The organism is Bacillus sp. JHAA, assembly GCF_036961585.1.
Classification (GTDB): domain Bacteria; phylum Bacillota; class Bacilli; order Bacillales; family Bacillaceae; genus Bacillus; species Bacillus velezensis.
Genome location: NZ_JBAMDE010000003.1, coordinates 393,337 through 405,813, shown reverse-complemented (window position 1 = coordinate 405,813; position 12,477 = coordinate 393,337). Strand labels below are relative to the sequence as shown.

General features: G+C 45.4%; 11 protein-coding genes. All 11 read right to left on the bottom strand.

Annotation, left to right across the window (positions count from 1 at the left end; all coding sequences use genetic code 11):
* Positions 1 to 92 precede the first annotated feature (92 nt).
* A complete protein-coding gene (gene cotE, locus V7728_RS09400; RefSeq protein ID WP_003154111.1) occupies positions 93 to 638 on the bottom strand; it encodes an outer spore coat protein CotE in 546 nt (181 codons plus the stop codon).
* A gap of 251 nt (positions 639 to 889) precedes the next feature.
* Positions 890 to 1,321 (bottom strand): RicAFT regulatory complex protein RicA family protein, encoded by a 432-nt coding sequence (locus V7728_RS09395; protein WP_003154113.1) that lies wholly within the window; start codon positions 1,319 to 1,321, stop codon positions 890 to 892.
* A gap of 2 nt (positions 1,322 to 1,323) precedes the next feature.
* Entirely contained in the window at positions 1,324 to 2,853 is a 1,530-nt protein-coding gene (gene miaB, locus V7728_RS09390; protein ID WP_012117585.1) for a tRNA (N6-isopentenyl adenosine(37)-C2)-methylthiotransferase MiaB, read from the bottom strand.
* A 142-nt stretch (positions 2,854 to 2,995) separates the two neighbouring features.
* Positions 2,996 to 4,174, bottom strand: coding sequence for a glycine C-acetyltransferase (locus V7728_RS09385; protein WP_098081411.1), 1,179 nt, complete (start codon positions 4,172 to 4,174; stop codon positions 2,996 to 2,998).
* A 12-nt stretch (positions 4,175 to 4,186) separates the two neighbouring features.
* The gene (gene tdh, locus V7728_RS09380) at positions 4,187 to 5,233 is read right to left on the bottom strand and encodes an L-threonine 3-dehydrogenase (protein ID WP_043021104.1); all 1,047 of its coding nucleotides are present in this window, start codon (positions 5,231 to 5,233) and stop codon (positions 4,187 to 4,189) included.
* Positions 5,234 to 5,490: 257 nt separating this feature from the next.
* The gene (gene spoVS / locus V7728_RS09375) at positions 5,491 to 5,751 is read right to left on the bottom strand and encodes a stage V sporulation protein SpoVS (RefSeq protein WP_003154135.1); all 261 of its coding nucleotides are present in this window, start codon (positions 5,749 to 5,751) and stop codon (positions 5,491 to 5,493) included.
* A 199-nt stretch (positions 5,752 to 5,950) separates the two neighbouring features.
* The gene (locus V7728_RS09370) at positions 5,951 to 6,745 is read right to left on the bottom strand and encodes a TIGR00282 family metallophosphoesterase (RefSeq protein WP_003154137.1); all 795 of its coding nucleotides are present in this window, start codon (positions 6,743 to 6,745) and stop codon (positions 5,951 to 5,953) included.
* Between the two features lie 60 nt (positions 6,746 to 6,805).
* Positions 6,806 to 8,365 carry a ribonuclease Y gene (gene rny / locus V7728_RS09365; protein WP_003154140.1) on the bottom strand — a complete coding sequence of 520 codons (1,560 nt, stop codon included), beginning with the start codon at positions 8,363 to 8,365 and terminating at the stop codon, positions 6,806 to 6,808.
* A gap of 292 nt (positions 8,366 to 8,657) precedes the next feature.
* Positions 8,658 to 9,839, bottom strand: coding sequence for a serine hydrolase domain-containing protein (locus V7728_RS09360; RefSeq protein ID WP_064115445.1), 1,182 nt, complete (start codon positions 9,837 to 9,839; stop codon positions 8,658 to 8,660).
* Between the two features lie 167 nt (positions 9,840 to 10,006).
* Positions 10,007 to 11,050, bottom strand: a complete 1,044-nt coding sequence (gene recA / locus V7728_RS09355; protein WP_003154145.1) for a recombinase RecA — start codon at positions 11,048 to 11,050, stop codon at positions 10,007 to 10,009.
* Between the two features lie 170 nt (positions 11,051 to 11,220).
* Complete coding sequence (locus tag V7728_RS09350) at positions 11,221 to 12,471, bottom strand: competence/damage-inducible protein A (protein ID WP_007409822.1); 1,251 nt, start codon at positions 12,469 to 12,471, stop codon at positions 11,221 to 11,223.
* Positions 12,472 to 12,477: the final 6 nt, after the last annotated feature.

Below are 12,477 nucleotides of genomic sequence, written 5' to 3'. Positions count from 1 at the left end.
TCTTATCCGAATCCCATTATAACATAAACAAAAGAGTGATATCTTTATATATAAAAAAGAGACTTGGGGTGTTAAACTCCCCTAGCCTCAACTTATTCTTCAGGATCTCCGACTAAAAATTCAGGGTTAATGTCCTCTAATTCTTCATCAAGATCGTCTTCCCAATCATCATCATCGTCTTCTTCCCAGTCAGGATTGACTTCGACGACGACTTTCGTTTCACCGACCACTTCTGCTAAAAATTCTCTCTCTGCCTGAACCACGATTTTATTTCCGTTAGGAGAAATGGTGACTTCAAGACAATTCGGCTGCTGCAGCACTTTGGCAATGACTTCGTGTTCGTCATCTAAGTAATTTGTGTCTCTGTATCTGAGTTTAATCACATCGACATACTTTACTCTCTCGGTTACAACTTCCGTTTTTGTATTATCGGCGTAAGAGTACCAGACGTTTATATCATAATACCCTTCAATTTCTACAGTCTTCCCGATCTTTTCGGCATCGTACTTGTGGTTGATAATCCAGCCGCCCAATATACTTGACGGTTTTTCTCCAGGTGAGATCGTGTTGGTGCATTGGGTGAATTTTCTTCCTTTCGCAACTACCGCTTTCGTAATAATTTCCCTGTATTCAGACATTCCGGCAGGCCTCCTTGTTCTTCTTCGTGTTATCTTATGCTGGGCATTTGTCTCATGTGCATTTTTATAATAAAAATATAAAAATACAAAGTTTCTGTTTCATTGTATGCAGCCCTGCCCAGAAACTTTACTTTTAAGTATGATAAAACTTTCCAGTAAAATGGGACAAAACGGTGAGTTAATGAAAATTTAGTACATATTACAATTAGTTCTCAAAAGCAAAAAAACACGGGCCGATGAAGGCCCCGTGTTTAAATAGAACAGCTGTTATTCGAATGTTTTACTTTTGAACCGGTTTCTCCCGTCAGCAGGTTGCCTCCGGTAGATGTAATGATTTCGTTTGTCACCTGATTTGAGATCGTATGTGCGACAAGCTGAAGAAGGTCATTGACCTCAATCTGGGAATCTCTGAATTCCTGAATGATCGGAATCCCTTCAAGCTCTTCCTGCAGGGCGTCAATTTTACTTTCCACTTGTTTCAGCGCTTCAAGCTTTTCGTAGTGCTTCAGGTTAACGGCTTGCTTTTGCAGGGTTTTAATCTGATTAATAATTGCAGAGACTTTTTCATTTTCGTTAATCTGCGCCTCGGCGCGTTTGAAAAAATCAACTTCTTCTGTTTCAGAAATCATTTTCGCAAGGTTCCTAGCCTGCTGTACAATGTCTTTCTTTGAGTAAAGCGTCATTATTATTTCACCTCGATTGCTTCTCCTGCCATCACACCGTCAAGCGACCATGTTTTCGCCTGTTCGATTTTGACGCGTACAATCTTGCCGATGGCGTCTTTCGGCCCTTTGAAGTTGACGAGCTTGCTTTTTTCCGTATAGCCGGCAAGAATGTCAGGGTTATTTTTGCTTTCTCCCTCAACTAATACTTCGACAGTCCTGCCTTCATATTCCTTCATTTTTTTGGCTGAAATTTCTTTCACCAAATCATTGAGGCGCTGAAGACGTTCTTTCTTGACCCTCATCGGAACATTGTCTTTCATCTTCGCTGCCGGCGTGCCTTCACGAGGAGAGTAAATAAACGTATATGCGCTGTCAAATTCCACTTCGCGATATAACGAAAGCGTTTCTTCAAATTGTTCATCGGTTTCATTCGGAAAACCGACAATAATATCGGTCGTCAGTGAAGCGTTCGGCATCGCCGCTTTAATTTTTCCGACAAGCTCCAGATAGCGTTCTCTGTCATATTTGCGCGCCATCATTTTTAACATCGCTGAGCTTCCTGATTGAACCGGAAGATGGATATGGTCAAGAAGGTTGCCGCCTTTGGCGAGCACTTCGATCAGATGATCATCAAAGTCACGCGGATGACTCGTCGTGAATCGGATTCTCGGAATATCAATTTTGCGCAGTTCGTCCATTAAATCACCGAGTCCGTACGTCATATCCTCAAAATCTTTTCCGTACGCATTCACGTTTTGACCGAGCAGTGTGATTTCTTTATAGCCTTCACTTGCAAGTCTTCTGACTTCCTGGATAATTTCCTCAGGACGGCGGCTTCGTTCTTTTCCGCGGGTATACGGTACGATGCAGTATGTGCAGAACTTGTCACAGCCGTACATAATGTTGACCCAGCCTTTAATTTTTCCGTTGCGGACTTTCGGAAGGTTTTCAATGACATCCCCTTCCTTCGACCACACTTCAATGACCATCTCTTTTGATAAATATGCCTCTGATAACAGTTCCGGCAGACGGTGAATGTTGTGCGTGCCGAAAATCATATCGACAAACGGGTGCTTCTTAAGGATGCGGTTTACGACTGATTCTTCCTGTGACATGCAGCCGCAGACGCCGAGAATCAGGTCCGGGTTATTTTTTTTGAGCGCCTTTAAATGGCCGAGCTCGCCGAACACTTTGTTTTCAGCATTTTCCCGGATAGCGCAAGTGTTTAATAAAATAACGTTCGCGTCATCAACCGAATTTGTCGCTTCATAACCGAGCGCCATAAAAATACCCGCCATGACTTCCGTATCATGCTCGTTCATTTGGCATCCGTACGTGCGGATATAAAATTTCCTGCCTTCACCGAGGCCTTTAAATTCTTCTGAGATTTTAAAATCGTTATGATATTGAACGGATTCTTTGCCCCGTTTTTTCGCATCTTTTAAAGAAGGCGGAATATATACGGCTTCAAAATACTTGCTGTAATCCTTTTCGGATGTTTTGTCCGCCGGATTCACTTGTCCGCTTTCCTGCTTTTGCTTTTCATTCATGTTCGAATGTCTCCTTTCAACCGAAACTTCCACCCTCAAGTATACTGGTTAAAAGCGTTTGGCACAACCGCCAGCCTATTATTGTACACCTTATTGAGAATAAGAATCAATAAGAAATAAAAAAGAGGGAATCATTTCCCCCTTACACAAGCTGCAGCTCTTTTGCGGCTGAACGGATAACTTCCAAGGCCCGGTCAAGCTCCTCATTTGTATGCTCCGCCGTAATAATGGTGCGGATTCTCGCTTTTCCTTGGGCGACCGTCGGATACACGATGCTTTGTGCAAAGACGCCGCGGGTCAATAAAAGGTCTGATAATGCCTGGGCTTTTTCTTCCTCCCCTATTAATATCGGCACGATCGGTGTTTCGCTTTTTGTGAGGGTCAGCCCCATTTGAACCAGTTTGTCTTTGAAATACGCCGTGTTCTCCCATAGCTTTTCCATATGCTCAGGCTCTTCCAGCAGGACGTCAATGGCTTCTATGCATGCGGCTGTTACCGCAGGCGGATGAGAAGTGCTGAATAAGAAAGGACGCCCTTTATGGCGCAGGTAATCGATCAGAACCTGCGACCCTGCGGCGTAACCGCCAAGCACTCCGATGGCTTTGCTTAATGTGCCCACCTGTATATGGACTCTTCCGTCAAGACCGAAGTGATTAACCGTTCCCCTTCCGTTTTTTCCGAGTACGCCGGAAGCATGCGCGTCGTCGACCATCACAAAGGCATCGTACGCCTCTGCAAGTTTGACGATGTCAGGCAAAGGAGCGATGTTGCCGTCCATTGAGAATACGCCGTCGGTGACGATCAGGCGCATGCGGTAATTCATTGATTTTTTCAGCACTCTTTCCAAATCGTCCATATCAACATGGCGGTACACCTTTTTATCTGCTTTCGTCAGCCTGATCCCGTCAATAATGGAAGCATGGTTCAGTTCGTCAGAGATCACGATATCTTCTTTTGTAAGAATGCTTGATAAGACGCCCTGATTCGTTGTGAACCCCGATTGAAAAACAAGTGCCGCTTCTGTTTTTTTAAAGTTTGCCAATTTTTTCTCCAGCTCATTGTGCATTGTGAATGTTCCGGCGATTGTCCGGACGGACCCCGTACCCGCTCCGAATTCTTCCGCGGCGCGTTTGGCCGCTTCGACAAGCCTTGGATGCGACGTCAAACCGAGATAATTGTTCGATGAAAGCTGTATCACGTTTTCCCCTTTGACTTCCACCGACGGACCCTGCTTCGTTTCAATTTGTTTCATTTGCTGCCACGTTTTATTTTCTTTCATTTTATCAAGCTCTGCTTTTAGAAATTCAAATTCTTTCATTATAGAACCCTCCCCTTATGGAATCAAAATGACTTTGCCGCACTGGCCCTTTCTCATCAGGTCAAACCCTTTTTCAAAGTCTTCAAGCGGAAACTGATGCGTGATCACCGGCGTCAGATCAACAAGGCCGGATTCAAGCAGGTGCGATACCTGCCGCCATGTTTCAAACATTTTTCTGCCTGTGATGCCTTGGACGGTAAGTCCTTTAAACACCACGTCATTTGTCAGGTCAACCGTCACCGGACGTTCCGGCAGACTCAGCATATGGAACCTTCCCCCGTTGGCCGCCATCTTTAATCCTTGTGCGATAGCTGCCGGGTGGCCTGACATTTCGCAGACAAGGTCGATCCCTTCTCCGCCTGTTAAGGTGTCGATCACCTCAAGCGGATCTTCCTTATCAGCTGAAATGGTGATCGTGGCTCCCAATTTCTTCGCAAGAGCCAGCCTGTAATCATTTTTATCAATGGCCGCAATACGGGATGCACCGGCCGCTTTAGCCACTGCCACCGCCATCAGCCCGATCGGTCCGCAGCCGATAATTGCAGCGGAACCGCCCGCAAGCTGGCTGCTTTCCAGCACCGTATGCACCGCGTTGCCAAGCGGCTCTTGAACAGAAGCGACGGCGGGGTCCATATCAGCGGGATTTTTCCAAACATTTCGAGCCGGCACTTTGACATATTCAGCGAAGGAACCGGCTGTATCTACGCCGAGGATCTTTGTATGGGTGCACACATGATGTTTTCCTGTTAAACAAGGGACACAAGTACCGCAGACGAAGTGGGTTTCAGCCGAAACGTAGTCACCTGTTTTGACATTTGTGACGTGCTTGCCCGTTTCCGCTACGATACCGCTGAATTCATGTCCGAATACTTGAGGTGTTTTGATTCGTTTCTGCGCCCATTGATCCCAATTATAAATATGCACATCTGTACCGCATATAGATGCGGCCTGTACTTTAATGAGAACTTCATTCTCATTAATGGAAGGTATGGGAATTTCTTTCAGAGTTGCTCCGAAAGCGTTTTCATTTTTGACGATAGCTTTCATCTTTCCTCCCAACATGTACACTCCTCCTCGAAAAAACACTGTAATAACTGGATTGTAACATGATATAAAAAGGAGGTAAACACCAGTGTCCACTCCGAGAAAACAACTGCTTCCGTCCGGAAAAATGGGCGGGATTTTTTTTGAATATTATATGAATAAAGCCATTTATCATCTCTTCGTACTATCAATATAATATTGTGAGAAAATATGACAACAATAAAAACAACCCGCTCGCCTTACGCAAGCAGGTTGAGAATGTCATGTTTTTGTTTTTAACGGGGTTCGACGATTAACTTAATCGCCGTTCTTTCTTCTCCGTCAATCTGTATATCTGTAAAAGCCGGAATACAAATCAAATCTACGCCGCTTGGCGCGACAAAGCCTCTGGCAATCGCAACCGCTTTAACAGCCTGATTTAAGGCACCCGCCCCAATTGCTTGAATTTCGGCGGCTCCGCGTTCCCTCAATACACCGGCAAGCGCGCCTGCTACTGAATTTGGACTTGATTTTGCTGAAACTTTCAAGATTTCCATTTCTGCTCCCCCTTAGTTTTACAATGGATAAGTGAGTGTTCATTAGAACAATCATTATTAGATGTTGCTATCCAAAAAGCCATCCCCACAATGCTTTTCAAAAATAGCGGGCTACCTTCCATTTCTACTATATTCACTAAGAAGTTGCTATATTCCTGCTTTTCCTTTTAATATTTTTATAAAATAAACACATGATCACCTATTCAAAGAACATATGGTCATCATTGATTAATATCCGTTCGATATTTACGGCCTTTTTCGTTTGATCGTCGATGTCAATGAGCACTCCGCTCAGCGTAGTTTTACCTTCCGCCACCGTAAACCGGACGGGAAGATTGGTTTTAAACCGCTTGATGACCGTTTCTCTGTCCATACCGAGAATTCCGTCGTACGGACCCGTCATGCCTACATCAGTAATATATGCCGTTCCTTTCGGCAAAATGCGGTTATCTGCCGTTTGCACGTGTGTATGGGTGCCTACCACGGCAGAGGCTCTTCCGTCTGTGTACCAGCCGATTGCAATTTTTTCGCTTGTCGCTTCGGCGTGAAAATCAATAAAAATGTACGGCGTGCGCTTTTTCGCTTCTTCTATTAATTCATCCGCTTTAGCAAACGGATCATCAAGCGGCGGAAGAAACGTCCGTCCCTGTAAATTAATGACGGCAAGCTCTTTTCCGTTCGATTTAATATAGGTAATGCCTTTGCCCGGCGTACCTTCCGGGAAATTCGCCGGCCGGACAAGATGCGGCACATCATCAATAAAGTCGAAGATCTCTCTTTTATCCCACGTATGGTTTCCCATTGTAATGGCATCTGCTCCCGCTTCCATCAGGCTGTGGTAGATCTTTTCTGTCAGTCCTTTTCCGTGTGCTGCATTTTCTCCGTTAATAATTGTAAAATGCGGTTTATGTTTCGCTTTCAGTTTCGGGACATATTCTTTTACCATGTCGCGGCCCGGGGAACCGACAACATCTCCGATAAATAAAATTCTCATACATTCCATTCCTTCCTTTTCAGGGACTCAAAAAAATAAAGTGATGCGCTAAGCATCACTTTATTTTGCATACTCTACGGCTCGAGTTTCTCTGATTACGGTCACTTTAATGTGGCCCGGATAATCAAGCTCGTCCTCAATTCGTTTACGGATATCACGTGCCAAACGATGGGCTTCTAAATCATTAATGGAGTCCGGCTTTACCATGATGCGAACTTCACGGCCGGCCTGAATCGCAAATGATTTTTCAACACCTTCGTAAGACTCGGAGATTTCTTCAAGCTTTTCAAGTCTGCGGATATAGTTTTCGAGCGTTTCACTTCTCGCGCCCGGTCTTGCGGCTGACAGTGCATCAGCGGCAGCAACCAGAACGGCGATAATGGAAGTCGGCTCTTCGTCTCCGTGGTGTGACGCAATACTGTTAATGACGACTGGATGCTCTTTATATTTGGTCGCAAGCTCCACTCCGATTTCCACGTGGCTTCCTTCCACTTCATGGTCAATTGCTTTTCCGATGTCATGCAGAAGACCGGCCCGCTTGGCAAGCTTTGCATCTTCTCCAAGCTCGGAAGCCATTAAACCGGCTAAAAACGCAACTTCCATAGAATGTTTCAGTACGTTCTGCCCGTAGCTTGTACGGAATTTCAACCGGCCGAGGATCTTGATCAGATCCGGGTGGAGTCCGTGAACGCCGACTTCAAACGTCGTCTGCTCACCCATTTCCCGGATATAGTCATCTACCTCACGGCGGGATTTTTCAACCATTTCTTCAATGCGCGCCGGGTGAATACGGCCATCCTGAACGAGTTTATCAAGAGCGATTCTTGCCGTCTCCCGTCTGATCGGATCAAATCCGGAAAGAATGACTGCTTCAGGTGTGTCATCAATAATCAGGTCAATACCTGTAAGCGTTTCAAGCGTACGAATGTTACGCCCTTCACGGCCGATGATACGTCCTTTCATCTCATCATTCGGAAGATTGACGACCGATACCGTCGTTTCGGCAACATGATCTGCTGCACAGCGCTGCAAAGCAAGCGACAGAATGTTTTTCGCCTTTTTATCTGCCTCTTCTTTCGCACGGTTTTCGGTTTCTTTTGTCATGATGGCGATGTCATGTGAAAGCTCATTTTCAACCCGGTCAAGAATGATTTGTTTCGCTTCATCCCGTGTCAGGCTCGAAATGCGTTCGAGTTCTGACTGCTGCATACGAATCATCTCATCCACTTTGCTTTCCATCTCTTCAATATGTTGTTGTCGTTCATTCAGAGAATGATCTTTCTTCTCCAACATCGCTTCCCGTTTATCAATTCCTTCATGTTTACGGTCAAGATTTTCTTCTTTTTGAAGTAAACGGTTTTCTTGTTTTTGAAGCTCATTTCGTCTTTCACGAACTTCCTGTTCAGCATCTATTCGAAGTGTATGGATTTCGTCCTTTGCTTCAAGCAGAGCTTCTTTTTTCAGTGCTTCAGCATCACGCTTTGCATCTTCAAGGATTTGCTCGGCAGCACCGCGTGCGCCCGCAATCTTTGCTTCGGCAATGGTTTTACGAACATAGTAGCCAACAACTAAACCGAGCAGAGTCAGCAAAATGGAGATGAGAACCGTCATTGGGGTCATACTTTCACCTCCTCTTGCTATGAACTTGGTTTTTGCTTAAATAAGTGCCGGCATGTACATTGTCTGATTTTCTCAACATACAGAACCTTCACAGGGAATGAGTCTCTCATGCCCTTGTCAAGTTTAAATGGTTTAACAATCATGTTAAAAAAACAAATGTTACAACTTCATTGTAATTGTGTCGGAAATACTTGTCAAGCTTGCCAGCTTAACGATTCGCCTTCAGCTCGGATCTTCGCCCATGTATATATCATACCATACCTTCATCCGCTTTTTGTGAATGACGGCTCTGTTAGTCCGCCTGGTTAAGCAATTGGTAAATTCTATTGTTTACCTGTCCTAATTTGGCGTTATTCTGAATGTTTGACAGTAATATGACATATTTGCTTGCCGAATGGCTGAAGCTGTTCAAAATGTTGTAACCGGGCATAACACCGTGATTGGAATAGCTTCCCGGATCAATGTAAAACCCCATGCCGTAAGCGGCACTGCTTCCTGCTGTAAACATTTTTGTGAAGCTTTCTTTTGAAAGGAGCGTGCCGTTTACGATCGCTTTATCAAATTTATAGAGATCTTCAGCGCTCATATACATGTCGCCCGCCCCGTACAGCTGCGATAAGTCCAAAAGGTGCGGCGTTACAAGACTGCCGCTCTCATCGACTTTGTAGCCGACGGCAGGATATTTGGCTTTGACAAATGTTTTGTAAAATCCGGCATGCTTCATTCCGGCCGGTTTGAACACGTGTTCTTTTATATATTGTTCATAAGACTCCCCGCTGACTTGAGATACGATATAAGCAAGCACTGAATAGTTGGAATCCCTGTAATCCCAAACCCCGGGCTGCCGTTTAATTCCGCGGTATTCTATATCCTTGATTAAATCAATTGGAGAAATCGGTCCCTGTCCCTCAATATGCCCGTTTATGCCGGACGTATGATTGAGCAGGTTTTTCAATGTAATGCGCGTGCCGTTGGGAAAATTCGGCAAGTATGTACTGACGGGGTCACTCGTCTGCAGCAGCCCTTTTTCTTCAAGCTGCAGGACAGCCGTCGCGATTAACGCTTTTTGTGAAGAACCGATATAATATGATGTCTCCGGATTGTTTTTAATTTTTTGTTTTCGGTCCGCATAGCCAAAGCCTTTTTTCAGCACAACTTTTCCATCTTTTACGATCATTGCTGTGCCGCTGAACCCGATCTGTTGCAAGTAATTGCTGATCTGTTTATTGTGATCGATTGATTTAGGTGTTTTCTCTTTTTGCGTCTTTTCTTTTTTCTGTTGAGTCTGGTCTTTTGAAGTATCAGATTGAGCGGCGGGAGCGTTTTTAACGGATTCCTTCTCCCGGTGATGCGCTGTGACGGTCCAGATCATAATAAAAACAGTGACAAGCAGCAGAAAAAGAAACAGCCCTCCCGTTTTCATCAGCTTCTTCTTTCTTTTTTTATTTATTCTTGTGCGGCGGGGGCTCGTCATCTTTTTTCCTCCTCAGATATAATTTCAACTTTCGCCATGATGTTAGACGAGTGAAGGGTGAAAAAAGTTGTAACATTCCAGATAAAATTTTCCGAAACAGCCAGTGTTTTTTTGAAACACACAAAAAAAGAGCGGAAATTGCTTATTCCGCTCTTTTGATCGTGTTTTTATTCTTCTAATTCCATCTCTTCCTGAACTTCTTCCGCTTTGTCCGTTACACCGTTATTGTCTAAACCGTAATATTCACGGATTTGTTCCTGAATCATCAGCATGATGTCTTTATTTTCTTTTAAGAACTGCTTGGCGTTTTCACGGCCCTGACCGAGGCGTTCTTCTTCATAAGAATACCACGAACCGCTTTTTTGCACGATATCCAGTTCAGTTCCAAGGTCGATGATTTCCCCTTCTTTGGAGATTCCTTCACCGTACATAATGTCCACTTCAGCCGTACGGAACGGAGGAGCGACTTTGTTTTTTACGACTTTAATTCTCGTTTTATTCCCCATCACGTCGTTGCCCTGCTTTAATTGCTCGGCACGGCGCACTTCAAGGCGCACGGAAGAATAGAATTTCAGCGCGCGGCCGCCCGGTGTCGTCTCCGGATTTCCGAACATAACGCCGACTTTTTCACGAATCTGGTTAATAAAGATTGCGATTGTTTTAGATTTATTGATGGCGCCGGAAAGCTTACGGAGCGCCTGAGACATAAGACGCGCCTGTAAACCGACGTGTGAATCACCCATGTCACCTTCAATTTCAGCTTTTGGAACAAGCGCCGCAACAGAGTCAACGACTACGATATCAACAGCTCCGCTTCGCACCAGCGCTTCAGCAATCTCTAGCGCCTGCTCTCCCGTATCCGGCTGAGAAAGCAGAAGCTCTTCGATATTGACACCGAGCTTTTGCGCGTAAACAGGATCAAGAGCATGCTCAGCATCAATAAATGCTGCCTGTCCGCCTTTTTCCTGAACCTCAGCGATTGCGTGAAGCGCTACAGTCGTTTTACCTGAGCTTTCAGGTCCGTATACTTCAATAATCCGTCCGCGCGGGTATCCGCCTATTCCGAGAGCGGTATCAAGTGCAAGGGAACCGCTTGGCACCGTTGAAATTCTTGTATCCGTTTTTTCTCCGAGCTTCATGATGGAACCTTTGCCGAATTGTTTTTCTATTTGCTTAAGAGCCATATCTAAGGCTGCCTGACGATCACTCATTTATTTTTTCCTCCTTTATCTTGCCACTACATATACTATACCTTGTTTACTGGCATTTGCCAAGAAAAAAGCGAACGCATATTCGGATTTTTTCCGCGTTCGCTTTTCTGCAAAAGAGCATAATTTCCCTTGTAAAACTTAAAAATCAGAGAAAACGCCTCTTTAAAACTTTATTTTTGATCCAGCATTTTCAAAATGAGATGGCAGCCGTATTTAGCGGCGCGCTTTCTGATTCCGGTTCTTGAGCCGGCAAAGTTAAATTCGTGCACCTCTTCTTTTCCTTCCGCCGAAATGCCGATAAAGACGCGGCCCGGCGCATGCCCTTCCTGCGGGTCGGGACCCGCAACCCCGGTAAAGCTGATGCCGATATCGCTTCCGGTCAGCTTTCTCACACCGGCTGCAAGCTCTTTCGCACACTCTTTGCTGACCGCTCCGCTTTCTGCGAGCGTCTCAGCTTTCACGCCGAGCACATGCTGTTTCACGCTGTCGGAATAACAGACAACGCCCCCTGCAAATAGTTGAGACGCACCGCTTAAATCAGTCACCCACTCTGAAAACAGGCCGCCTGTAAAGCTTTCGGCAGAGGAAATCGTAATTCCGTTTTGTCTGCATGCTTTTGAAAGCTCCTTCACCAGAGACGTATCATCATATCCGTAGAAAAATTCACCGACACGTTCTAAAATGGCGGCTTCCGTTTCTTTTAAAAGCCGTTCTGTTTCTTTTTCGTCAGCATGTTTCGCCGTTAAACGCAGCGTGACCTCTCCGTCAGCAGCAAGCGGCGCAATCGTCGGGTTCGTCTGCGCATCAATGATATCTTCTAAATCAGCTTCAAGCTGGGATTCACCGATTCCGAAAAACCGCAGCACGGTTGAAACGATTTTCTCATTAGAACCGAGCTTTTTAAGAAGCAGCGGCTTCGCTTCATTTTCAAACATCGGACGCAGCTCGCTCGGCGGCCCGGGAAGCAGCATATAAAGCCTTGAGCCGTGCTCTGCAAGCATTCCCGGCGCCATGCCGAAATGATTCGCCAAAACGTCTGAGCCCTCAATGACGAGCGCCTGTTTGCGGTTATTCGGCGACATGGTCCGTTTTGTTTTCGCGAAATATTCTTCGATCGACCGGAACGCTTCGTCATTCAGAACGAGCGGGCGCCCCAGTGTGTTTGCAATGGTTTCTTTCGTCAAATCGTCCTTGGTCGGTCCGAGGCCGCCTGAAAAAATAATCAGGTCTGAGCGCTCTTCGGCAATGCGGATGACTTGCTTAAGCCGCTCCGGATTGTCACCGACAGCGGTATGATAAAACACGTTTACACCAATTTCCGCCAGCTCTTTACTGATAAACTGCGCGTTCGTATTGGCGATCTGGCCTAGCAGAAGCTCCGAGCCGACTGCAATGATTTCTGCTTTTTTTGCTATTTCCATCTTTAA